General features: G+C 51.8%; 15 protein-coding genes and 1 tRNA gene. 12 read left to right on the top strand and 4 right to left on the bottom strand.

Going from position 1 to position 25,757, the window contains the following annotated elements; all coding sequences use genetic code 11:
- Window positions 1-7 precede the first annotated feature (7 nt).
- Window positions 8-2,467: an FAD-dependent oxidoreductase gene (locus Q1B27_RS08650; RefSeq protein ID WP_299846469.1), complete on the top strand. Its 2,460-nt coding sequence runs from the start codon at window positions 8-10 to the stop codon at window positions 2,465-2,467.
- Window positions 2,468-2,529: 62 nt separating this feature from the next.
- Window positions 2,530-3,309 carry a DUF4339 domain-containing protein gene (locus tag Q1B27_RS08645; RefSeq protein ID WP_299846467.1) on the top strand — a complete coding sequence of 260 codons (780 nt, stop codon included), beginning with the start codon at window positions 2,530-2,532 and terminating at the stop codon, window positions 3,307-3,309.
- 64 nt (window positions 3,310-3,373) lie between these two features.
- Here Q1B27_RS08645 and Q1B27_RS08640 read toward each other — a convergent pair whose 3' ends face one another.
- Entirely contained in the window at window positions 3,374-6,337 is a 2,964-nt protein-coding gene (locus Q1B27_RS08640; protein WP_299846465.1) for a PA14 domain-containing protein, read from the bottom strand.
- A gap of 178 nt (window positions 6,338-6,515) precedes the next feature.
- Here Q1B27_RS08640 and Q1B27_RS08635 point away from each other — a divergent pair, with 178 nt between their 5' ends.
- From Q1B27_RS08635 to Q1B27_RS08625, 3 genes are read left to right on the top strand one after another with little or no spacing between them, the layout of a single operon-like run.
- Window positions 6,516-8,243 (top strand): ABC transporter transmembrane domain-containing protein, encoded by a 1,728-nt coding sequence (locus Q1B27_RS08635; protein ID WP_299846463.1) that lies wholly within the window; start codon window positions 6,516-6,518, stop codon window positions 8,241-8,243.
- Entirely contained in the window at window positions 8,243-10,333 is a 2,091-nt protein-coding gene (locus Q1B27_RS08630; RefSeq protein WP_299846461.1) for an ABC transporter transmembrane domain-containing protein, read from the top strand. Before Q1B27_RS08635 ends, Q1B27_RS08630 begins: the two co-directional genes overlap by 1 nt.
- 4 nt (window positions 10,334-10,337) lie before the next feature.
- Entirely contained in the window at window positions 10,338-11,663 is a 1,326-nt protein-coding gene (locus Q1B27_RS08625) for an HlyD family type I secretion periplasmic adaptor subunit (protein WP_299846459.1), read from the top strand.
- Between the two features lie 139 nt (window positions 11,664-11,802).
- Here Q1B27_RS08625 and Q1B27_RS08620 read toward each other — a convergent pair whose 3' ends face one another.
- Both Q1B27_RS08620 and Q1B27_RS08615 read right to left on the bottom strand, forming a co-directional pair.
- Window positions 11,803-13,572: an ABC transporter ATP-binding protein gene (locus Q1B27_RS08620; RefSeq protein WP_299846457.1), complete on the bottom strand. Its 1,770-nt coding sequence runs from the start codon at window positions 13,570-13,572 to the stop codon at window positions 11,803-11,805.
- Between the two features lie 336 nt (window positions 13,573-13,908).
- Entirely contained in the window at window positions 13,909-17,223 is a 3,315-nt protein-coding gene (locus tag Q1B27_RS08615; protein ID WP_299846455.1) for a rhamnan synthesis F family protein, read from the bottom strand.
- 348 nt (window positions 17,224-17,571) lie between these two features.
- Here Q1B27_RS08615 and Q1B27_RS08610 point away from each other — a divergent pair, with 348 nt between their 5' ends.
- From Q1B27_RS08610 to Q1B27_RS08580, 7 genes are all read left to right on the top strand, one after another.
- Complete coding sequence (locus Q1B27_RS08610; RefSeq protein ID WP_299846453.1) at window positions 17,572-19,065, top strand: FAD-dependent oxidoreductase; 1,494 nt, start codon at window positions 17,572-17,574, stop codon at window positions 19,063-19,065.
- Window positions 19,066-19,498: 433 nt separating this feature from the next.
- Window positions 19,499-22,381, top strand: a complete 2,883-nt coding sequence (locus tag Q1B27_RS08605) for a monovalent cation/H+ antiporter subunit A (RefSeq protein WP_299846451.1) — start codon at window positions 19,499-19,501, stop codon at window positions 22,379-22,381.
- A gap of 1 nt (window position 22,382) precedes the next feature.
- Window positions 22,383-22,739 carry a Na+/H+ antiporter subunit C gene (locus Q1B27_RS08600; protein ID WP_299846449.1) on the top strand — a complete coding sequence of 119 codons (357 nt, stop codon included), beginning with the start codon at window positions 22,383-22,385 and terminating at the stop codon, window positions 22,737-22,739.
- The gene (locus Q1B27_RS08595; protein ID WP_299846447.1) at window positions 22,736-24,280 is read left to right on the top strand and encodes a monovalent cation/H+ antiporter subunit D; all 1,545 of its coding nucleotides are present in this window, start codon (window positions 22,736-22,738) and stop codon (window positions 24,278-24,280) included. Before Q1B27_RS08600 ends, Q1B27_RS08595 begins: the two co-directional genes overlap by 4 nt.
- Before the next feature lies 1 nt (window position 24,281).
- On the top strand, window positions 24,282-24,782 hold the full coding sequence (locus Q1B27_RS08590; RefSeq protein ID WP_299846445.1) for a Na+/H+ antiporter subunit E: 501 nt from the start codon (window positions 24,282-24,284) through the stop codon (window positions 24,780-24,782).
- On the top strand, window positions 24,779-25,066 hold the full coding sequence (locus Q1B27_RS08585; RefSeq protein WP_299846443.1) for a K+/H+ antiporter subunit F: 288 nt from the start codon (window positions 24,779-24,781) through the stop codon (window positions 25,064-25,066). Before Q1B27_RS08590 ends, Q1B27_RS08585 begins: the two co-directional genes overlap by 4 nt.
- Window positions 25,063-25,446, top strand: a complete 384-nt coding sequence (locus Q1B27_RS08580; protein WP_299846441.1) for a Na+/H+ antiporter subunit G — start codon at window positions 25,063-25,065, stop codon at window positions 25,444-25,446. Before Q1B27_RS08585 ends, Q1B27_RS08580 begins: the two co-directional genes overlap by 4 nt.
- A 98-nt stretch (window positions 25,447-25,544) precedes the next feature.
- On the opposite strand, the gene Q1B27_RS08575 is transcribed toward Q1B27_RS08580, so the two are convergent.
- Window positions 25,545-25,630: transfer RNA gene (locus Q1B27_RS08575), tRNA-Leu, on the bottom strand.
- Window positions 25,631-25,757 lie beyond the last annotated feature (127 nt).

Below are 25,757 nucleotides of genomic sequence, written 5' to 3'. Positions count from 1 at the left end.
CACACTAATGAAAAAGCCCCTTCCCTCTCACGCACAGGTCGTCATCATTGGCGGTGGCATTCACGGTTGTTCAGTGGCCTATCATCTGGCAAGGCAGGGCCTGACTGATGTCGTGCTTTTGGAACGCAAGCAACTGACCTGTGGCACCACCTGGCACGCCGCCGGACTGGTGGGGCAATTACAGGGCAGTCACGCCACCACAGCCTTTGCGAAATACGGGATCGAACTGCTTGAAGATATCGAGGCTGAAACCGGTCAGAATCCAGGCTATCGCCGATCAGGTTCGATTTCGATCGCCGTGAATAACGAGCGCTTGTCAGAGTTGAAACGCAAGGCGGATTTCGCCTCACTCTTTGGGATCGAGGCGCATTACCTATCCACTGCCGAGATCAAGGAGCGCTGGCCCCTGATGAACCCCGAAGGCGTTCTGGGCGGCATTTACATGCCCAGTGATGGTTCGGCCAACCCGATTGATCTGACCACGGCACTGGCCAAAGGCGCTCGGATTCGTGGCGCCAAGATATTTGAAAACCTCAAGGTCGAAGAGGTTCTGACCCGTGATGGAAAAGCCTGCGGTGTACGCACCGATCAAGGCACGATCAACGCTGATACGGTGGTGAATTGCGCGGGTATGTGGGCGCGTGAACTGGGCCAGCAAAACGACGTCGGCGTGCCTCTGCATGCTTGCGAGCATTATTATCTGGTGACCGAAGCAATTGAAAACCTGCCCAACGATCTGCCGGTGCTGCGATCCTATTGCGATGGCACGTATTTCAAAGAAGACGCAGGTAAACTGCTGTTCGGTTTTGCCCATAATCACGCCAAACCCTGGGGAATGCAGGGCATATCCGAAGAGTTCTGTTTTGACAGCTTGCCCTTTGTCGAAGACGATGTGATGGACGTGCTGGAAATGGCGATGAACCGCGTGCCTTTGCTGATGGAAACCGGCATTCGTACCTTTTTCAACGGGCCTGAAAGCTATTCTTATGATGGGCGTTTTATTCTGGGTGAAGCGCCCGACATCAAAGATTATTTCATGCTGGGTGGGGTCAATTCGACCGGTATTCAATCCGGATCAGGCGCGGGCCGTGCGCTGGCGCAGTGGATCATTGACGGGCATCCACCAATTGATCTAAGCGAGATGGATCCCAAGCGTTGTGAAGAGTTTCAGGCGCGCGATCTCTACCTGCAACAACGCTCACCTGAAACTTTGGTCCTGACCTATGCCATGCATTGGCCCAACCGCCAGCGTGAAACGGTCCGTAATCTGCGGCGCACGCCGTTTCATCACGCGCTGAAAGCACATGGAGCGAGCTTCACCGAAGTGCAGGGTTGGGAGCGCCCCGGTTGGTTTGCGCCCAAAGGTGTCACGCCGGAATATAAGTACAGCTTTGGTCGTCAGAACTGGTTCGACTATGCGTTGGAGGAACAAAAAGCTGCGCGCGAAGATGTGGCGATGATTGATTATTCGATGCTGGGAAAGTTGATGGTCGAAGGCAAGGGTGCCGAGAGCTTTTTGCAACGGGTCTGCACCAACAACATGGCAATGGATGTGGGTCGTGTGGCGTATTCACTGATGCTGAATGAACGCGGCGGGATCGAAAGCGATGTAACCGTCGCACGCCATACCGATGATGCGTTCATGGTGATGAGTTCAATCTCGCATACACGGCGCGATTATCTGCATCTGCGCGACCATATGCTGCCTAATGAAGATGTTCGCCTGCGCGATGTCACGGCGTCATTTGGTGTGCTGGCGATCATGGGTCCAAAAAGCCGCGACCTGTTGCAATCTGTCAGCGGGATTGATGCCTCAAATGAAGCGTTTCCGTTCAACAGTTTTCAGGAGTTCTATATCGGCCACGCCCGGGTGAAAGCGCAACGCCTTTCCTATTCTGGTGAAATGGGCTGGGAAATATTCGTTACGCCCGATTTTGCAGAGCACGTTTTTGAAGTGTTGATGGAGGCGGGAGAGGAATTTGGCCTACGCCTGATCGGTGGCGAGGCCCTGAATGCTCTGCGGTTGGAAAAGGGATTTCTGCACTGGGGGCATGATATGGCCTACACCGAAGCACCGCATCAGTTGGGCCTGGAGTTTGTGTGCAAGACAAAAAAGCCGATCGCGTTTATCGGTCACGACGCTTATCTTTCGCGCAAGGCTGAAAATAAGGGCCCGTTTCTGTGCTCGGTCAAGCTGAAGGATTCCGTGCCTCTGCTGCACCACAACGAACCAGTATTGCGGGATGGGAAAGTTGTCGGCTTTGTAACCGCCGGTGCCTATGGGTACACAGTCGGGGCTGCTGTTGGATTGTGTCTGGTAAACCTTTTCGAAGGTGAGACCAGCAATAGCGCGCTCGAAACCGGGTCATATGCGGTTATGGTCGAGGGTAGCGCGATTGCCGCGGATGTCAGCCTGTCACCATTCCACGATCCCAAGAATGAGCGCATGCTGTTTGGAACAATCTAGGTTGATGGATGGCGGTCACCGTGTAAGTTACTGAAGTCTTACGAGTGGAATAGGGGTTGTAAATGTCTAGCCCAGATAGATGGCATTATTTGCTTTCAGGCGAAACCAAAGGCCCCATCACACGCGCTGAATTTGCCGCCCTTGCCACAGCGGGCCGGGTTAGACCTGAAACGCTGGTCTGGCAACCTTCAATGCAGGATTGGATGCCAGCGATTGAAACAGATCTTTCATCCCTTTTGGCACCACCTTTGCCAAAACGGCGCGCGCCATCTCGGGCAAAGCTGCCACTTTCGGAGGAACAATATTTCTCTTGCGCGGTCCTGGGTCTCGTTGCTGCCGCAATATCAAGTGCTATCACGATTGATGATGTAGTACCGACCCAGATCCATGGACTGATATTTCCCGTCGTGCTGTGTGCTTATTTCCACCGGTTAGGATTGGTGAATATTCTGCGCATTGCAGGCATTTGTATCTTTACAGCGACAGCCTATTTCGCCGCCTATGCTATAAGTTATCATTCTTACAATGCGGACATTGGCAGCAGCAGTTTGGCGCTTCCGGGATTTGGGAGCGGAACGGTTGGTTTTCTGTTGCCAATGACGATGTTTTTTCTCTTCCGCGAAAAACCTCAGGTCAGTCTGTATAGCTATTTGATCGCAGCCGTTCCGTTTGCCTTTTACGGGTGTTTTGTGATGCCATTGGCCGCGACGATTGAGAAACCTTCGCTTATGTATCCTACAGAGTTTGGGACGAGCATGTTGATCCACGCGCCGTGGCAGGCTGCGTTCGCAGTCGCGTTGGCCTTCTTCCTTGGTAAATCAAATTATCGCAACCTGGATTGAGCTGAGGACAGACTGTTTGAACGGGCAGCATACGGGTTGGGCACCAACTGCACCAACCGCCCATCTACCAATCGCTGCGCTCGTAGGTTTCCGTCATTTCATTTGATTGTTCTGCGCTGTTTGAGTCTTCAACTGGTTCATCCATCACATTGTCTTCAGAGCCATCTTCATTCTCACCATCTGCCGCTGTAGAGCCTTCAACCCAACCTGGATCTCCACCCTCGGCAGTGCCATCTCCAGACATCAACAGATCTTCGTGACCGTCGCCCAATTGTGGCTGACGATCCGCGTCACCGACTTCAATCTCGAATGTATTGGTGGTCTGGGTCTCTTCGCCATTAAAGGCAGTATCTGAAACCGTTACTTCGGCCGAGATGACGCCTTCGTATTCGGGGGGCGGCATCAATTCGATCATGTCAAGATCCCAACCAGTCAGATCTACTTCTTCCCCATCGGAAACCAACGAATGATCGCCGCTCACAAGTATCGTATCTGCTGGAAGTCCTGATACTGATACCGAGCCGGATGGCCCTATTTCAGCATTGTTTAGTTGAATTTCAATTGTGCCATTTTCCGGGACTGACAGATCCGTGTCAGCATGCACAAGCTCACGGCCATCCGTGCCCGGACCCTCCCATTCCAATTTCAAACCCGCATGTCCATAATTCTCGAAATACCGGATTTCTATTTCATGTGTACCGGCTTCAAGCTCGATCTCACCTGATCGCGTGCGATAGCTGTGCAAACGATCATTGTCGATCACCTCTACGCCGTCGATGTAAAGAACGACACCGTCGTCGCCCCCGAGAAAGAAATCGAAATCACCCGCCTCATCGACAGTGATTTCACCGGTGATGCGAACGCCGAATGTGTCTTTGGAGCCGCCTTCCCAAAACGACTCTCGCCCATTGGCATAATTGATTTCGCCGATGACCTCTTCTTTTGTCGGGTCGGCATCCCAATCGATCTGATCCAGCCGGTCAAGACTGTGGTCAACGTCGAAATAACTGGCGCGAAACCCGGCCTGCATTTCAATTGGCATCGGCGTGACGTCGGCCTGATCCACATTGAATGTCAATTCTGTGGTTGTAACCGCGGTATCACCACTCTCCAGAGTAACCTTGGTTGAAACCTGTGCATCGACCTTTCCAGTAAAATCGACAGGCGGCGTGACCATCAACATTGACGTATCCCAACCGGAAATGTCTGCAATGCCGCCGTCGTCAACCTCGGCAATCATTTCGCCAGCTTGCAGCATAGTGCCCGGTGGCAAGCCTTCGATCACCTGGCTGAAGTCGCCGTCAACCGGCTGCGACACATCCGTTTCAAGATCCAGGGTTATTGGCATGCCGTTAACGGTTTGAAGGTTGCCAACATCAGGGGGTGAGAGCAATTCCCGTCCGTCAATGCCCGGGCCTTCCCATTCCACTTTCAGGCCAGCATGACCATAATTCTCGAAATATCGAACTTCGATCACATGTGCGCCGGGCTCTAGTTCCACCTCTCCGGAGCGCGTTCGAAACCCGTGCAAACCGTCATTATCGACAACTTCCTTGCCGTCGATAAACAGAACAACACCATCGTCGCCGCCGATGTGAAAATTAAAGACGCCGCCCTCTTCTACCTCGATATTTCCGGTGATCTGGACGCCGAACGTATCTCTGGATCCGCCATCCCAGAAAGATTTGGAGCTATTGGTGTAGTTGATGTCATCAACCAGTTCCTGATGGGTGACTGTGCCATTCCAGTCTACGTCATCAATGGCCCTGATGGTCTGATTCATATCGAAATACTTGGCATGAAAACCCGTTCCAAGTGTAACATCGGGGACATCGGTAACGGAAACCTCAAAGCTCTGAGAGAACGTATTGCCACCGCTATCGGTTGCTTCCACTTCGAGGGTCAGGCCTTCTGCATCGTCATGATCAAGGCTCAGACTCTCCTTCAATTTAACCTGACCATCTGCGATTTCGAACCGCTCATCAGAAATCGTGAAGCTATGACTGTCGCCGATATCCTGATCCGCAACCGATAGCGTACCGACTACGGCTCCATCGGCACCTTCAGCAATGGCATGGTTCGATAACGATAGCTGAGTTGGTGCTTCATTGATGTCCGCAACGGAAATCTCGAAACTCTGAGTGAAAGTAATGCCACCGCTATCGGTTGCCTCCACTTCGAGGGTCAGGCCTTTTGTTTCTTCATGATCAAGGCTCAGTCCGTCCTTCAACTTGACCTGACCGTCAGCGATTTCGAACCGTTCGTCGGAAATCGTGAAGCTATGACTGTCGTCGATATCCTGATCTTTAACCGAAAGCGTACCAACCACGGCCCCTTCGACGTTTTCGGCAAGCCCTTGGTTCGATAACGAGATTTGTGAGGGCGCTTCGTTGGTATCGGCAACAGTGCCATTCTCGCTTGTTTTAAGCGCGTCATCACTGTCGGGCAGTTCATATTCGGCGACAGGATTGTTCTGCTCGTCCTGATCAGCGCCTTCCGGTGCTGTGGGTTGGTTCACCAAAGTGTCGAAAGCAGGCTCAGGTGTTTCAACGGGCTGGCGCGCACGGATATCCTGATCGCTGTTGATTTCGCTGTCATTGATGGTTGTCTCAGCGTTCGAGGTATTAGATTGGACCGATTGTGTTGGTTGGAGCTTTGCTTCGGCATTGGTTTCTGCTTCGTTTTCATCTGAGCGCTGCGGATCCGAAGGTTGAGCCAGCTCGCTTTTTTCACCTGTCAGGCCAGGTTGAGGGGGTCGGGCGCCATCAGCTGATGAAATCTGATCGTTAAGATCATCGTTGTCAGCGACCGGTGAGACATTGTCGCTTTGTGCAAATTCGGCATTGGACGATGAACTACTGCTCGCATTACCCTCATGGGTTTCGCCGTAATGCAGGACGCCACGACTTTGATCTTCGGGAGTCAGGCCGGAGGCTTTGGCTGATTGTTCAACGGCTTTCTTCTTTAAGTCATCTGCTTCTGGCTGGAACCCTTCACCCGCCACGTCATCAAAGCTTTCATCTTCCATGTCGTCTCCTGAGTCCTGCGTCAGGAAAGTTCTGGGGTTTTATTGGAAAGAAAAGCTTAACCCTCATGATAGATTATCCGAGGAATTGTTTAAAATCAGAATTTCATTCCCACGGATTTAAGGGATTGAGAAACCTTAACTCACCATAAACGTAAGGTGAGTTTTGGAGTTATCATTGGTGAAGCAAGAAACCTCCGCCCAGGGTTTTCCCATTAATCCGCCTCGGATCGGATGCACGACTTTAGCGGCGACGTTAAGCCTTAATCTGCTGGCTTTAGCGCTACCGCTTGTCGTTCTCCAGGTGTTTGATCGCGTCATTCCGTTTGAGGCGGTGGAGACGCTGTTTTTCCTATTTTTAGGGCTGTGTGTCGTGGTTGTGCTGGAGTTCATCCTGAAGTGGAGCCGCGCGATTTTGCTGGGCAGCCAAGCCGAACAATTCGAGATAAATCTCTATGAACAATTCGTCGATGCCACTTTGAATGCTGATCCCGAAGAGTTTCGACAAACGACGCCAGCGGCACATTTGGACAGGTTGGGCGCTATTTCTCAACTCCGGGCTCACTATGGCGGGCAGGCAAGAATCCTGTCGGTCGATCTTCCATTCACAACGATCTTCATTGCCTTGATTGGGCTGATTGGTGGTTGGTTGGTGGTTGTGCCGTTGACCAGCATCGTACTGCTATTGGTCTTCAAGACGGCCCTGAATAAGGCGCAATCGACTGTTTTTGACAAACGCAAAACTCTGGACAGCCGACGTTATTCATTCTTGGTTGAGGTGCTGTCGCAAATCAGAACGCTGAAAGCAAACACGATGGAGCCGCAAATGCAGCGGCGCTATGAGCTGCTTCAAAAACAAACAGCAGATATCAGCCACAACGTCATTCTGTTCTCAGGGTTTTCTCAGACTTTCGGCGCGCTGTTCTCACAGATGGCGGTAGCTGGAATGGGTCTGTTGGGTGGGTATCTGGTGGTTTCCCAACATATTGGAATTGCGGAGTTGGCCGCTTGCATGCTTCTGAACGGCCGAACCGTGCAACCAATGCTCAAAGCGCTCAATATCTGGGCACAATCAGAGAGCCTTGCCATGGCAAAGGCGAAAATTACCGAAGCCTACGCACTGCCGCAGCGACCTAGCGCCCCTGAAATTACGCGCGAATTGAAGGGCAATATCACGTTTGAAAATCTGGCCCTCAAGCACCCTGAACGCGACGAATATCTGTTTCAGCGGATATCAGGCGAAATAGGTCCGGGAAAGTGCCTTGCATTAAATGGCAATAGCGGATCAGGAAAGTCATCCTTCATGAAACTTTTTCTGGCCGAGCTTACCCCATCCGAGGGTGAGCTTTTGATTGACGGATACCTCCCGAAACAGATTTCAGATGTGCGCGGTCGGGGTGGCATCGTGTATTGCGATCAGAGCCCGGTTATATTTGCGGGGACCGTTCTGGAAAATATCTCCGCATTCGGTGATGGCGACGCAATTGAAAATGCGCTGAAACTATCGGAAATGATGGGGCTTGAAAAAATCCTCCACCGTTTGCCAATGGGGTACAATACGCCTGTTCATGAAAGCCAGGCTTTGATGAGCAATCAAAATTTCTTACAGGGCGTGACCCTTGTTCGGGCCCTTGCCCTACGCCCCACAATCCTGTTGCTCAACAATATCTCTGCTGCCATCGATGATGCCACAAACGCGGCACTTAGTGCGACTCTCTGCGACCTGAAAAGCCAAACAACAATTGTCATGGCTGGCGCAGATGGGCCGTTGACTCAGATTGCTGACGCGCAAATTTTGTTGGACTCAGAGAAATCGAGAATGACCCGAGAGTGGGCAGAAGACCTGGCCGAAGATCAGCGGACGCTCGCAGCCGCCAATGATGGGCCGGGCGCGGAAAGGGCTGGATAATGGAAAGCACACTACCTTCTGCGATCAATATTCTTGATAAAGTCATGTCGGCGGCTGGATGGCACAGCAACCACAATCGTTTGTTCGAAGCTATTCCTCATATGTCTGACCGGCTAAATGCCGATGACATGATCAAGACACTTGAGAACCTTGGGATACCTTTGAGCTTGCAAAGATGCAGCCTGCTCGATGTTGATGACAAGGACTGCCCCGCGCTTTTTTTGCATGATAATGGTGATATTTCGGCAATTCTTGAAGTCAGCAATTCAAAACTGCTGATTTGCGATGCGACGGTAGACAGACCGGCGTGGCAAGGGCCAGAAAACGGGTCCGGGCAATTGGTTCGGTTGGAGCGCTTTGACAGCGGATTAGACACTGAGATCAAACCAGGATTTTCAAGGATTTGGAACGAATTCGGCGACCTAATGCCATGGCTGATTTTTGCGTCTTTCATGACTAACTTGGCGGGTTTGGTGACGCCACTTCTCATCATGGTGATCTATGACCGTGTGATCCCGTCGGGTTCAAGCGACCTCGTTTTTTCGCTGGTATTGGCAGTGGTTCTGGCTTTGTCGGCAGATTGCGGATTTCGCTTCGCACGATCCAGCGCCGTTGCCTATATGGGCCGCCGGGCGGAGCACCAAATGGGCTTAGCGCTTTTTCGAAAACTGTTGGCGTTGCCGATAGACCAAATTCAGAAATCCGATGTTGAACAACAACTTGCGCGATTTCGGCAATTTGAAAGTCTCAGAGATATCTTCAGCGGCCAGATTCTTACCACCTTCTTAGACTTGCCGTTCATAGTGATTTTCTTGGCGGTTCTTTTCATTTTATGTCCTCCGGTAGCATGGCTGGTCATCGGTCTGGCGGTGGTTTTCGCGCTGTCCATTCTGATCACGCTTCCAAAGCTCAAAGACTTAAACGCATCTGTTGCGAAGCATAAAACACAACTGCAAAGTCATATTTTCGAAGCCACTGAAAAACAGCGTGCCATTCAATTTTTAGGTCTTACTCAACACTGGAGAGATCGCAATGCAGTACTGGCAAAACAGGCGGCAAACGCCGCTTGCCGGGCGAGCGCATGTAATCTGGTATCTCAATCTTTCGGGCAAGCTCTGATGGCGATCGCAGGGATCGGGGCGGTGGCAATCAGTACGATGGGAGCAATTCAGGGGGATATCTCATTTGGCGCCCTGATTGCTGTAATGGCGCTTGTTTGGAAAGTCCTGACACCGCTTCAAGCGCTTTACACGAATGCGCCACAAATTCTCAGCTTCATCTCAAGCAAGCGGCAAAGCGATCGTGTTCTTGCCCTTCCCGAAGAGGTCGTCAGGGGTATCGGCCAGAACCATCAGAAAGAGTTCAGCGGGCGTATCACATTTAGCGGCGTCACCCATCGCTATGATGCGACGGCAGCGGCAGCTCTGTCTCAGGTATCTTTGGAAATTCCAGCGGGGGATTTCACGCTTATCTGCGGTGATAGCAATAGTGGCAAAACGTCTCTTTTCGATCTGATTTGCGGTTTTCGACAACCAACCATCGGGTCCATACAACTTGACGGTGTTGATGTTCGCCAAATCGCTGTGGATGACCTGCGGCGTTCGGTTACCTACGAGCAAATCCTGCCCCAACTCTTCTACGGCACAATTTACCAGAACTTTCGCCTAGCTTCTCCTGGGCTCGGGGAACAGGATGTCATCAACGCCCTGGCGTCGATGGATATTTTGCATGAGATTGAGCAATTCCCTGAAGGCATCCACACGCGGCTGTCTGAATCATTTCGCGGATTGCTTTCGCCCTCGACTCTTCATGCCCTTGCCCTTGCCCGTAGCTTGGCACGCGATAGCGCGGTTTTGCTTTTGAATGAACCAGCTTTGAGCTTGGATCAGCCGCGCAAGGATGCGCTGGTCACCGCATTGTCACGTTTGAAAGGCTCGAAAACGGTTCTTGTTGCCACAAATAACCACGCCTTGATCGAATTGGGTGATCGATTTGTATTTCTTGATCAAGGTCGCATCGTTGCAAACGATACTGGCATGGCTGGGCGGAAAAAATTGACTGCATTGCAGAAGAAATCCGGAGGTACCTGAATCCATGCTCAGATCATTTCGTTCGAAATCCGCTGGCGTAATCTCGCGTGCAGAAACACGCGATGCACAACGTGGCGCGAGGACGGCAAAAATCGTCGTTCTTACGATTACAGGTTTCATCACCGGTGCCATCTGGTTGGCAATAGCGACCACTGTTCCAGAGCTGGTTCGCGCAAGCGGGACACTTATTCCCACGGGCCACTATCAGCAACTGCAGGCCTCTGAGAGCGGCATCGTTACCGATGTGTTGGTAGAAGAAGGCACACAGGTTCGGAAAGGCCAAGTACTAGCCGTTCTTTCATCGCCCACTTTGGACAGTTCACTGCTGGAAGTGAAGCGGGAAAAAAACACCCTGGAATCGCGCCTGGAAAACATTCGCGTGATTTTAGATACAGCCAGCACTGGCGTGGAAGGCGATGCCAAAGATGTTGATCTTTCTGGGGTTGTGGATTTGTCCTATGCCTCTTCTCAACTGGCGCTCTTTGCTGCGCAACAGGCTGTTCAAGTCAAACGGCGACGACATCTGGAAACCACGCTTGCGACTTTACGAAACGCACACGCACTTACGCAAAAACGGGTGAAAACGCGGATCGAGCGTGTCAAACGGGCTGAGCAACTCTTTGAAAATAAACTGACCCCTCGGCGCGACGTGGATGCGCAGCGTGATGGCCTGGATCAGCTAGAAGCAAATCTGATCGAAATTGAAATTCGCCTTTCGCAGGCTGAGAAGGAATTGAGCGACGTCAGTTCGTCCTTGGAGCAAAATCGAATTTCGCTGCTCGACAATAGCAACAAGGAAAAGTTTGACCTAGAGCAACGTATCGACATGCTATCTGTGCAAGCGACCACATTGGAGATGCGTCGCCAAACGTTGAAAATTCGCGCGTCCGAGGCCGGTATTATCCATGCAGTTGGGTTTCCCAATCCGGGCGAAGTTATTGCCAGCGGTGCCACATTATTCGAATTGATGCCCCTACCGCAAAGACTGGTTGCTGAGCTGGAAATCGATCCGATTGATATTGGCCACATCGGTCGTGGTGATTCAGTTGCGCTGAAATTCGATACATTTGATGCCCGCCGCTATGGACAGGTCAAAGGTCAAGTCACAAGCATATCGCCAAATTCGGTGGTCGATCCGCAGACAGGTAACAGCCATTTTCGAGCCACTGTTTCGTTGGATCGAGCATCCATAGGTAACGGCGCTTGGGAACGACGGCTTCAAGCGGGTATGGGTGCCTCAGCCGAGATCGTAACCGATGAGCGAACGGTTTTGGCTTACCTATTCAAACCAATCAACCGATCCTTCAACAACGCGTTTGGTGAGCGGTAATTTCTTAGCGGCAAGCGACTTACAACTTGATCCCCGCAGAATGAAACAATCGCCGTTCAAATCAGTACGCAAATCTGAAACCTGTCTTGCCTGAAATCACATTGGCACTGTCAAGCGTTCGGAAAGCACTGACCGTTCGTTATCTGAAGCCACCTTTTTGCGAGGAATACATGCCAGCGTATAAGCCCTTTTGCTCGACAAGTTCTTCGTGATTGCCTTGCTCCACGATACTACCGTGATCGAAAACATAAATTTTGTCAGCATTGGCCACGGATGAAAGCCGATGCGCGACGATGATGACTGTTTTCTGGTCTGCCAGGCGTTCCAGTGCAGATTGAATTCTCTGTTCTGTTTTCTGGTCCAGCGCAGATGTTGCTTCGTCCAAGATTACGATGGGAGATGCCCGCAGAAACGCCCGGGCAATTGCAATGCGCTGTTTCTGCCCGCCTGAGAGCTGGCTACCCTTAGGGCCAAGCTCTGCATGACCCCTCTCTCGCATCAAATCGGCAATTTCTGCAGATTCTGCAGCAGCCCAGATTTCTTCATCTGAGGCATCGGGGCGTACATAGGCGATGTTATCCCAAATTGACGCATTGAAGATTACGATATCTTGCGCCACGACGGAAAATGAGCTGCGCAGTTTTTTGATCTGAATGTCGCGGATATCCAATCCGCCGATCGAGATTTGACCACCATCCAAATCATACAGCCTAGTTATCAAGCTCAGAATAGTTGTTTTACCGGAACCGGTCGCTCCCACAATTGCGGTTGTCTTTCCGCCAATTATCTCAAAGCTCAAATTTTTGAAAAGCTGCTTTTGGGAATCGTAGGAAAAATCAACACCCTCAAAGACGATATCGCCTTTCGTATCAAATTCTGAGACTGCGTTTTCGCGATTAACAATCCGCGGCGTTTGAGAATAAACCGAACGAATGCCTTCCAACAAGATCAAGCTGGCCTGCAATTGCGCAAAAAAGCCAGCCAGCAACCTCATGGGATCGAATAGAATGACCAGGCCCAGAAGAAAGGCGATGATGCCTGCGGCATCGATTCCGAAATCACCCTGGATTACCATGTACCCGCCGCCGCCGATAACCAGCACGTATACAAATGCAGAAACCAGATCGATCGAAGGCTCGAACAAGGCTTGTGCTGCATTCAGGCGGATCAACAGATCGCGAATTCCATCTGTTGCCTGAAACAAGCGGTCCCTTTCCCGGTCTTCCTGACCCGAAATCTTGACGGTCCGCATGCCGTTGGCCATTTCCTCGATCCCGGACATGTAACTACCAAATGCATTTTCTGCGCTTTGCTGCACATGTTTGATCTTGCTGGACACTGAGCGCATAACCAGGGCCAAAGCAGGAATGACAATGATCGCCGCAGAAAACAGGATTGGTGATTTGTAGACCAGATAACCGGAGACGACGATGATCGTCACTGTATCTCGCACAGCGTTGACTGTCCCCTGACCCACGAAAGTACTTAGCCCATCGACCTGATTTACGAGGCGCAGGATAATGTCGCCCGATTTGGTTCTTTCAAAGTATGACAGATCGAGGTTGAGGTAGTGGTTGATCAGATCTTGGCGCATCTTTCGCACGGCGTTGCTTGCTAGCCACGCTGAAAGCCTTGGTACGATATAAGACAGCGCGGCACGGACTGCGAAAAGCAGAAAGACGATAGCACATACCTTAATCAATTCCTGAGGAGAGCCGCCCTCGAAAATGACATTCAGACTATTCTCGGTCAGTGAAAGGAACTGTTGATAAACAAGAGCCTGACAACTGACCATGCCGAACACAAGAAGAAGCCAAGGTGATTTGCTGCGCAGATAATTTTGCCAGAACCAGCGGATGTTGTCCTTGTCTTGCGGGCGAAACACCGGATGTTTGTCTTTGCGGGCCATGATTAAACCTTTCCGCCTCGATCGTTCATCGTCATCAACTCTCGCGAACGTGTTTGATCAAGGTTGCCACCGACGTCAACACGAACCAGAGAGCCGATTAATTCGAGACTGCCGACCCGAAATTCAACCTCACATCGTGGAGCATATGATTGTTTTTTCAGCAAGACGGGCCTCACGGTTTGATGGCATTTCGCGAACGGCAAAACACCCTTTGACTTGCCGGCCAGGCCGCATTGGCCGATAGCTGGAAAATTCATCACTACCCTATCCGTTCATACGACAAACATTGCGCTGCGCGGACTATTATCGCCTTCGCGATCCAATGCCCACAAACAATTATCGGGTAACGCCGCGCACGTTGGTTAACACTGTTTTCATGTTCATCGTCTTTGGGACGACGCCAAACAGCCTTTCGATAGCATGAAGTATGGTGCCATCGTGATGCGGTAATGGCTCTGAAGGAAAATCCGACCAACCCAAGTTCAGCGATACAAAGCGATCCAACACTGTTTTTCGCATCCAAAACATCGACCCGGCGGGAAAATTGAATTGCATCGGCAGTTGGTCTATTTGCAGGCGTTCGGCGATACCTCGCGCCGCACCTTCATTCTCCTTCCATCCCAAAATGTTGGGTTCATCGGGGTAGACGATACCAACTTCGGGGTCGCAGGCCATCCTGGTCAAAATACGATCAAGCATCGCACCTCCCCGTTCCCCGCCAATCACATTTTCCAGCAAGAAAGTAGACCAAGCCTCTACGGCTTTTGAATTTGCAACATGATGCGATCTTTTGGTGTGCAGATGTCCGATGAAATCATATCCGGCCGTCAAATTTTTGCCGAATGCAGTGAGAAATGGCCCGATGTCCCGACCGCGATTTGGCACGGCCTCGATTTTTGCAACCTTTCCTTGGTATTTGGATAAAGCTTCATTGACGGCATCCAGCTTATTAGCCGAAGTGCTGACAAAGAGGTCAGGTCTGGCCGAATTCAGGGACAGGCGATGCAGGATTTCCGTCAATTCCTGCTCATAGAAAACATGCATATGGAGAGCTGCCGAACATGAGGCGGCGGCGGGCAAATCAATGTCACTGGATTCATCAATGACAGGGAATAGCCATGGCCCCTCAGGCTTGCCTGCCTTGAGGAATTCTACAAATGGATCAGTGCCCGTGCGCGACCCCATTTTCTCGGCATAGATCGACGGATGAAATCCCGGCATCGGCTTACGGGCAACAATGCCTGATCGGCTTGAGGTCAGATATTCTTCAATTTGCTGATCGAGATCCGCCTGAGGTTCTTTGTGCCAGAAAAAATCGGATCGAAAATCGGTCCCTTTTTTCAGGAACTCGGCATCTTCTTTGGCTTGCTGTCTTGCCGGGATCGTCCGTGACGCTATCGCATCCAGCTTCTCGACATATTTTGACAGATTAAAGCTTTCACTACCAGCGGCTAATGCTTTGTTCACCACGTCATCTTGCAACTCATGATTTTCCGCTAGAGTGATCAATTTTTGTGCCATATCAACCGTATCCAGGTAACTTGCGACACAGGTTTCTCCGACACCGCTTTCCTTAAGAAAATTCGCAAAACCGGTGGTCCGGTCGAAACAGAGTACTGGTGTCCGTTTCAGCACTGCATCAATGGCGACACTCGGAAACGGATCAAGGCGTGAACTCAGCAAAAGTGCATCTGCTTTTTCCAGCGCATATTCCATTTCTGAGGTGGGCCGGACAATTTTCAAATGCCCTCGTAAACCTGCCCGTAGAATCTGGTCAGCAATAAGAAAAGACTGTTCCCTATCGCGAATTGGATCGTACCCTGTCCCGAACCAAATAAAGCGGAAATTTACGTCCGCCTGACCATTGACAGCGCGATGGGCGACATTAATGAAAAGATCCAGACCCTTACGTAATTCCACATTACCCGCGCCGACCACAACAAAGGTATCACCGTCGGCGGAACGTTGACCCAACACACTGTCCAACCAGGCAATTTCCTCGGTGAGTTCTTCCTTTGTCAGGTCATCATCGGATAGTGCAAACCGACCAGGGTTTAAAACGCTGGCATTTGAAGGGCGCCCCAGTCCCGCATGTGACAGAGCATCTGAAATTGCATCGCGAAGTGTTTCTTCTGATGAAAATACAATGGAGTCTGAGTTGGAGAATACTTCCGGAACGGTCGTAACCGGGAGCAATCCAGATGCAAAATCATGCATCATTGAGGTCGACGGAATATTTGCATCTTGCAGCGCCATAAGAACATATCTCGACACGGCCGCGTTGGTGATTGCATATTCGAACTCAAATTGTTGCTGAAGTTCTTTGACTGCCGATTGAATGTCGTCCAGGCTAAGTGCGTGGCGGCTGAATTCGACGGTGGCAACACTCGCGTCACTTAAACGGCCACTTAGCAAACCAGCCCGCAGAAACATACTTACGACATTATATTTTTTGGACAATTCCTGCGCAATATTTAGAATAATCAAGGAGGTCTCTGCACCGGAAGTGTCGTGATCAACGATCATCACAGTCGGTTTCGAGGGATCGTATTTTCGGGACGAGCCATACAAAACCACAGCAGTCTTAGGCTTTGACTTGCTTTTGAAAGCGTTATAGCCCGCAATCCTGATCGACCGTCTTGGATCGCGTTTGTTTGCGGACTCTTTGAATCGCCGGGTTGCACGCTGCGGGAGATTTGAACTCACCTTCAACAAGCTCTTAAGCGTTTTATAGGCAATTTTATCGAGCAAAAGTCGAATTGGCCGATTCCTGGCTTTGGCCAAATCAATATTCGCGCTCCGAAGCTTGGCAGCCAACACTTCACGCTCATTGGTCAGCTTCACAACTTCTAGCGCATTGTGATTTACGACAACCTCTGAACTTTGACGCATCCGGGCACGTTCATCTGACATCTGATGTGCGGCCTCTTGCAGTCTTGCGGCGCTTTCAGGATCTGCAAGATTATGTCCCAGCGAGTTGAAAAAACTGCGGACGATTTTACCAGAGACGCCTTCATTTCCGGACACGACAGCCTGCAACGAAGGCACAATATTTTCACCGATCGCGACAAGGCCCAAACCTTGCCCGTGATTGAATTTAAATGAGGGATACGTGTTCTCAAGTTCGTTCCAGAGCGTTCCGATTCCAGACACCGCCTCAGACGCAGTTATCCCTTGAAATAACACAACCGCTCGGTCGGAAAGTTTCGATTGCCAGGACTTGAACAATGTTTCGATATCTTCGAACGCGTGGCGGGCATCAATTTGTAGAAGGTCAACGGAGCCATCGTCAACTTGCGCAATGAAGCTTTCAAATTGCACGCGCAAAACTTTGGAGAACGCCGAATAATTTTCCTCGTTATAGGGTTTTATTGACTGGAAATTCGCGTTTGATTTTAGGCTGTTATCACCATCACTTCCCGATGGGTGGACCGAAATGCACTCGCAATCCAAATCCTGACTGATCACGGCTTGGCATACTGCGAAATAGGAAATTCCGGTTTGCGTACCCAATTCGACAAAGCGTTTCGGCTTTAGTTGTGAAACCAACCAAAAAATAAATGGAATATTTTCTGCCCATGCAGATTGTGGTTGGAATTTGGGAGTTTCAAAGACTGCATCACTCAGAAATGTTGACCGATAATCGTTCATCAAATTAGCTGCCGCACTTGGATTGCATCGAGGTTGGGTAGGCCTAGAGGTTTCTATTCCGGGACTCAAGTTAGAGTTGTCTCTATATAAGTTTTGCCTTTCATAACAGCAGCGAGCGCGTGCGACGGTGCAGATTCCAAATTGGGGCTTAGAAAGTGAAATTCATTAGCCGGGATTTTTGGCGTATATCGTCCCTAAACTAGTCCCCAAGAGTTTGGCTTGCCAACATCGACCCGCATTGCATGGGTAAAGCTGCCCAAGACAAGAAAGGTAACTGCAAGTAAAATTGCCCTGTTTCTGCAGGGTGTATATGAAAAAGATGACGTAGGGCGAGCAAGGTGGTGTCGAATGCTGGATGATAGGCAAATGAAAATGGAAAATTCAGCGCAGAGCGAGATTTACGATCTTATAGTTGTCGGTGCCGGGATTGCGGGATTGAATGCACTTAATGCAGCTACCGATTACCTTCCTGAAGATGCCCAGGTTCTGCTGCTTGACCAAAAAGAAGCGGCAGGAGGTATGTGGAACACGGCCTATGATTATGTCCGTTTGCATCAACCGCACCCGATGTTCACTGTTGGCGATATGAAGTGGGATTGGCGGAAACCAAGCGACTATCTTGCTGCACGGGACGAAGTTCGAGACCACCTTGTTGCCTCTCTTGACCAGATTGATCAGAGCGTCGCGTTAACAACCGCTTTTGGTCATACGGTGACGCACTGTGAGGAAATCACAACCGATCAAGGGCCATTGGCAGAAATTTCCTACCACCTCAATGGCACGAAAAAAAATACGAAAACGGTACGCGCCAAAAGAGCAATTTATGCGTCGGGCTTGGATTACGCGCTCGCGGAGCCGCAAAAGCTCTCAAGTCAGAACATTGTCTCGATCATTCCACAGGACCTCTATTCCACATTGAACGCACACCCCGGAGCACCGGTTTATGTGGTTGGTGGTGGGAAGACCGGCATGGACACGATCCTCGCCACGCTCGCCACAGACCCAAAGCGACAAGTTACGCTTATCAGCGGACGTGGAACTAACTTCATCAACCGGACAAAATATATCCCAACCGGCCTGAAACGCTGGACCTCTGGCGAGTTGGCATCTCGCATTTTTCGCGACATTGCGCTGCAATTCGATGGTGACAACGAAGAACACACAGTTGCCCATTTGCGCACCGTATATTCAACGGATCCGCATACTGAAAATGGCGTATTCCTTTACGGTCTCCAGTCCGAAGAGGAATACGAAAGGGTCAAGAACAGCCTGAAAGAAACACATCAAGATTATCTGATGGATGTTGTCGACAGCTCATGTGGTCCAAAAATGAAATTACGAGGTGGGGCGAACGCAAAAATTCCAAGGAACAGTATTATTGTTAACTGTACGGGTAGTTTCTTTCGCAGCGAAAAATGGGCTGGACCGAGCCCGCTTGTGTCTCAGAACGATTGTATTCTGTCGATTAACCCGCGGAATGCCTTCCACTTTCTTACGAGCGTTTCAGGTTTCTTTGCGACGCATCTGCTTTATCGAGGTCTACTGCGCGGACGAGGCTTCTACACGCTCGACCTAGAGACGTTGTTTCGCAAGAATCGTAATGCCTGGGTCGGGGCCACAGCCGCACAGGCCTATCTGAATCAAGTGACCTCGGTGCAAACACTACCGCTCACTCTTCTGGATCGCTGTGGTCTCGATCTTGACCGCTGGTATCCATTGCCGCGCCGCATTGCCGGATTACTTCGAATGAAAGCTGGGGCCGCAAAAGACATTGCACATTGCCGTCGCGCTCTTGATCGCGTTGCGGACCGTTTTGATGCGCATGGTACCCCACTTCCATAACTTTCGGGTTCTGATTTTACAAAGTTCGCAACCGGTTGGGTGTTTATCCTGATCAATGTCGCCAAAAAATAGGTCATTGCTTTTGTTCTTAAAATAACGCCAGCCACCTCAAAATGTAAAAAAACTCCGAGGCCCTAACCTTCCGGCTCAGCCTGATAAAATAATAGACGATGACTCTATCTCAGTCTGTGAGTAGCGCTCGAAGAAGTGCAATGCGTTCACGCATCCCTGCTAGTCGTGCGTCGTGCGTAAATTGAATAAGATTGAGGCTTAGCTAGACTATCTCAATCCGATATCAGTTGATTTGACCTAAATTTGTATTCAGACTGTTAATCTGCTTCACTGCACCAACGCGAACAGATTTATCTTGTGGTAATGGAAACATTACAACAAAAAAGAGTAGAACCTTCAGGCCCCTAGACTAGGAGTTCGTTTGTCACTTTTCCTTGTCGTCGCATTACCATTTCTGGGCGCGCTGTTGCCGGGCCTGATGAATACCGCAGGCCGGCAGGCCTGCGCCGGTGTCACATTCATGGTTTCTCTGGCCGCTTTCATCGGCCTGTTAACCAACCTGCCAGCGGTCCTTGCTGGCGAACTGGTTCAGGCGCGTGTTGACTGGCTACCGCTGCTAGGCCTCAATTTCACATTAATGCTGGACGGGTTGGGCTTTTTCTTCGCCACGCTGATCGTTGGCATTGGATTGCTGATCATTACCTACGCGCGGTTTTACCTCTCACGCGATGACAACATGGGTGAGTTTTTCACCTATCTGCTGCTATTTCAGGGCGCGATGGTGGGTATTGTCCTAAGCGATAACATTCTGTTATTGCTTATTTTCTGGGAACTCACCTCGCTGTCATCTTTCCTGTTGATCGGCTACTGGAAACACCTGCCCGAAGGACGGCAAGGCGCACGGATGGCGCTGGCGGTGACCGGCATGGGCGGGTTGGCTATGGTCGGTGGAATGCTGATCCTGGGCCGTATCGTGGGCAGCTATGACCTGAGTGTAATCCTGGAGAATCGAGAGCTGATCCAAGATTCACCGCTTTACCTGCCCGCGTTGCTATTGATCTTGCTGGGCTGCTTTACCAAGTCGGCGCAGTTTCCTTTCCATTTCTGGTTACCGCATGCCATGGCCGCGCCGACGCCCGTATCGGCCTACCTACACTCAGCCACCATGGTGAAGGCCGGGATTTTCCTGATGGCGAGGATGTGGCCTGTGCTGTCCGGTACGCCGGAATGGTTCATGATCGTCACTACGGCAGGCTTGATCACAATGGTGCTGGGTGCTGTAATCGCCCTTTTCAAGCACGATTTGAAGGCTCTTCTGGCCTTTTCAACGGTCAGCCATCTGGGGTTGATTACCATGCTCCTCGGCACCGGCACTGCCTTCGGGGCCATGGCGGCTGTGTTCCACATTATGAACCATGCGACCTTCAAGGCAGCACTCTTTATGTCGGCTGGGATTATCGACCATGAGGCACATACCCGCGATATTCGCCGCTTAGGTGGCTTACGCACCTTGATGCCAGTCACCTTTGTGATCGCCACGCTCGCGGCCTTGTCGATGGCAGGTATTCCGTTGCTCAACGGCTTTCTGTCAAAAGAGATGATGCTGGAGGAAACAACTCACACCGTGTTGTTCGGTATGCCCTGGCTGGTACCGGGGATGGCGATCTTGGGGTCACTCTTCTCGGCAGCATATTGTTTTCGCTTCATAGGGCACGTGTTCCTGGGGCCTGTGCGCGATGACTATCCCGCCAAACCGCACGATCCGGGCCCGGGCATGTGGTTGCCTCCGGCACTTTTGATAATTCTGGTGGTCGTCATCGGACTGGCCCCTTTCTTGGCTGAACCCTACGTGCGTCTCGTCACCGAGGCGGTTCTGGGTGACGCGGCTGCCATGCCCAAGGCGCATCTGAAAATCTGGCATGGGTTGGTTCCCGCGCTCTTCATGTCGATGGCCGCCACGGTCGGCGGTTTGATCCTGTTGGCGCTTTACCGTCCCGCACTGCGGGTATGGGACGCTGCGCCGCGCCCGGAAGCCAAAACAATTTTCGAAAAGGGTGTCATAGCCGGCGCCGTTGGGCTGTCTCGGCGGTTGATCCAGCCCATCCATGACGGTGCCTTTTCCCGCTACGGTGCGATCATGGCGGTCACAGTGATTGCCGCCGGATTGCACGCCTGGAGCACGGGAACGATCGGTGTGATGACCCGCGCGATACAACCGGCTGGACCAATTCCCATTGCTGGATGGCTGATGCTGGTAGCGGCGACATGTGGGCTGGTTTTCCTGCATCGAAACCGGCTTTTGTCGTTGATCCTGATCGGGATCGTAGGGCTGATGGTCTCGGTCGGTTTTGTCTTCTTCAGCGCACCAGATCTTGCCATGACGCAGATCACGGTCGAAGTGGTCACAATTATCCTGCTTCTGCTGGCGCTTAACTTCCTGCCCAACCGAACCCCGGTGGAAAGCTCTGTGCTGCGGCGCACCCGCGATGGTGCAATTGCTCTGGCGGGTGGACTGGCCACGATGGCGATGTCCTATCACTATCTGTTGCGCGATTTCGTCTCGCCGCCGATTTCGGAATTCCATCTTGCCAACTCCTACAAAGGCGGCGGTGGTACCAATGTGGTGAATGTGATCCTCGTCGATTTCCGGGGGTTTGATACCTTCGGTGAAATCATCGTGCTGGGAATCGCGGCCTTGTTGATCTATGCGCTGACGGAAACGCTACTTTCCGGTCCGGTGCGTGCGCGGTTGCTGAATCGCGCCCCTGATCAGCCCCGTGCGGGTGACCGACATCCGATGATGATGGTTGTCCTGACAAGGGTAATGATGCCGGTGGCGCTGATGGTGGGCTTTTATATCTTCCTGCGCGGCCACAACGAACCGGGCGGCGGTTTCATCGCCGGTCTGATCGTGTCGATTGCGGTGGTGATGCAGTATATGGCCAGTGGCTTTGCCTGGACCACGGCGCGGTTGCGGTATCCATATCACGGAATCATTGGTGCAGGCGTGCTGGTTGCGGGCCTGACAGGCATCGGGTCATGGTTTGTTGGCAAGCCTTTCCTGACATCGGATTTTGAATATTTCCGTATCCCTCCCTTCGATAAATTCGAACTGGCCACAGCCGCTGCGTTTGACCTTGGTGTTTTCCTGGCAGTTGTCGGCGCTGTCATGTTGTCGCTCGAAAGCTTCTCACGGCTGGCGCGACGCGCCCATATGGCCGAAAGTGAACATGCGATGGATATCGACCCATCCCGTGATGAGCCACCCAACCCTGCACAACAAAATACGAAAGAGGAGCCGTGAGATGGAATTGCTAGTCGCATCTGCCATTGGCATCCTGACTGCCGCCGGGTTGTATCTGGTACTGCGCTTGCGCAGCTTTCCGGTGATCATGGGCATTTCATTGCTGACCTATGCGGTGAACGTTTTTCTCTTTGCCTCTGGCAGGCTGACCGTTGGTGCCTCGCCCATCCTGATCAAGGGTGTCGAACAGTATACCGACCCGTTGCCGCAAGCGCTGGTGCTGACAGCCATCGTGATTTCTTTTGGCATGACAGCGGTGATCGTGATGATCGCGCTTGGCGCATATCTGGGATCGGACGATGACCATGTGGATGATCCTGCTGAACCGGCAGATGTCATGCCGGAGGATACCGCATGACTCATTGGATCATTCTGCCGGTTGTTCTTCCTGCGATTTTGGCCCCGTTTATCGTTCTGGCGGCGCGCTACCACATCGGTATTCAGCGAGTATTTTCCGTTGTTGGCGTTATGGCGTTGATTGCCATCGCGGCAGGTCTTGCCTGGCAGACTTCGGACGGGACAGTAATTCTTTATCGGCTGAGTGATTGGGCCGCGCCTTTTGGCATTGTCGTAGTCGGCGACCGGCTGTCGACGCTGATGATTCTCCTGACGGCAGTGTTGGCATTTTTTGTGCTGCTTTATGCGATCGGATCGGGCTGGGATGATCGTGGGCGGCATTTTCATGCACTGTTTCAATTCCAGTTGATGGGTATCATGGGCGCCTTTCTGACCGGTGACCTTTTCAATCTTTTCGTCTTTTTCGAAGTGCTTCTGATCGCGTCCTATGGGTTGATGATCCATTCGGGAGGTAACGAACGCCTGAGGGCAGGCGTGCAATATGTGCTGTTCAACCTGCTGGGCTCGACCCTATTTCTATTTGCCTTGGGAGCGATTTACGCCGAAACCGGGACGCTCAACATGGCGGATCTGGCCGAGAGAGTTCGGTTAATTGATCCTGCCGCAAGCGTGGGCATTCGCATCGCGTCGGTTCTGTTGCTCCTGGTTTTTGCAATCAAGGCTGCGCTGGTGCCGCTGCATTTCTGGTTGCCATCCAGTTATGCAGAGGCCCCTGCACCGGTTGCTGCGCTTTTCGCCATTATGACCAAGGTTGGTGCCTACGCGATCATTCGCGTCTATACCATGATCTTTTCACCCGACCTGGAAGTCACAGCGGGGCTTCACGGGCTTTGGTTGTTACCGGCCGCGCTGATTTCGTTGGCGATTGGCATGGTGGGTGTTCTTGCCGCGCGCAAGCTCGACCGTTTGGTAGCCTTTGCAGTGATCGGTTCGATGGGCATGGTGATGGTTGCGATTTCGATGTTTACACCGGTCAGCATCGCTGCCGCGCTTTACTACATCGTGCATTCTACCCTGGCGGCAGCAGCGCTGTTCCTGATCGTAGACCTGACTCGCGCGGGCCGTGACAGCCTGCAGCTGACAACAATGCCACCGGTTTCCGGCGCTGCGTTGACAGCTGCGCTCTTTTTTACCGGCGCGATTGCCATGACAGGCCTTCCGCCGCTTTCGGGCTTTGTTGGAAAGCTGCTGATACTCGATGCGGCTTTCACCTCGCCGTTGATGTCATGGACGTGGGTTATAGTGCTTAGCTCCAGTCTGATCGGCGTAGTAGGATTTGCGCGCGCGGGCAGCACGGTCTTCTGGAAATCGACAAGCGTTGAACACCCAGAGCCCGAGTCGCGTGCCGCACGTCCAAACGGCCTCTCTTACGTCGCCGTCGGCGGTTTGTTGAGCCTGTTGATCGCGCACACGGTATTTGCCGGACAGGTCCATAAATATATGGCCGAAATGGCAACGCAGCTCTTTAATCCAGATCGTTATGTCTCGACGGTGCTGGAAACGCCCGGCAAACTCAGCGACGGCAAAGCGGAGGCACATTAAGATGATCAGAGCATATCATTGGCTGTTGCCGCACCCCTTTCTCACGTTGCTTCTGACCGTGGTCTGGGTGCTGCTGCAAAATAGTGTCACCTCTGGGATGGTTGTGTTTGGCCTGATCCTTGGCATCATTATTCCGCGTGTGACGGTCGTCTGGTGGCCGGACCGACCGCGCGCTTTTCGTCTGACACGTATGATCCCTTACATGCTGCTGGTGCTATGGGACATTCTAGTCGCCAATGTGCAGGTTGCTTGGATCGTGCTGACACGGCCGAACTCTAAGCTGCGCCCGGCCTGGGTGGTCGTTCCACTTGAGCTGAAACAGCCCGAAGCCATCACGATCCTTGCTGGAACGATAACGCTGACCCCCGGAACGGTGTCGGCGGATTTGTCGGATGAAGGTCATAGCCTGCTGGTTCACGCACTCGATGCCCCTGATCCCGATGAAATCCGCGACCAGATCAAGGAGCGGTACGAGCGTCGCCTGAAAGGAATTTTCGTATGAGCCTTGCCGCCGATTTTATGAATATCTCCTTGATCATCGCATTTGTTTCAATCGCGCTGGCGCAAATCATGGCCATGATCCGGCTTGTCGTCGGGCCCGATACGGGTGACCGGATACTGGCGCTGGATACAATGGTCGTGAACGCTATCGGTTTGATTGTCCTTTTGGGCATTACCCAGGGAACGCGCATCTATTTCGAGGCGTCGATGATCATCGCCATGCTGGGTTTCGTGTCGACCGTCGCCTATGCGCGCTTTGTATTACGAGGGGATATCATCGAATGACCCTGGAAATCATCGCCACCCTATTTGTTGCGTTCTGGCTGCTGGTGGGCGCCATCTTCTCGCTTGTGGGGTCAATCGGTCTGTTGAAATTTAACGACTCGATGACCCGTCTTCACGCACCGACAAAGGTGGGGACCGTTGGCGTCGGCGCGCTTTTGCTGGCCTCGATGATACATTCGTATATCTACGGCGAAGGTTCGATGCATGAATTGCTGATCATGGCGTTTCTATTTGTCACCGCACCGATCTCGGCGAATTTCATTGCCAAAGTGAACATGCACAAGAAGTCTTGCGAAACACCACCCTCGCCATCACGCGACGACACGTGGTCGACTTTCAACGTGCCAGAATCCGATCAGGTCATCGCAGAGACAGAATAAAGCCTGACCCGGTGAATACGCTTTTGGATTTCGTGTCTGAAGGTGCTCACTAGCAGCGGCCAAAAGCTGTAGCAAAACCAATATGCTATATGATTGGTTGGTGCCCAGGAGAGGACTCGAACCTCCACGTCCATACGGACACTAGCACCTGAAGCTAGCGCGTCTACCATTCCGCCACCTGGGCAGGTGTCGTAAGGCTGGCGTTTAACTCTGCGCCCAGATGGAGTCAACGGAGATTTTTGGATTATTGCTTGTCACCTATCAACTTGTCGAAACCCGCGTAGGGGAGTAGGAAGAAGTGTCGGAGTTTT

It is taken from the genome of uncultured Roseovarius sp. (assembly GCF_947489715.1).
Lineage (GTDB): Bacteria > Pseudomonadota > Alphaproteobacteria > Rhodobacterales > Rhodobacteraceae > Roseovarius.
Note: the sequence above shows the minus strand (reverse complement) of the source record. Positions and strands in the feature narration are given on the sequence as shown.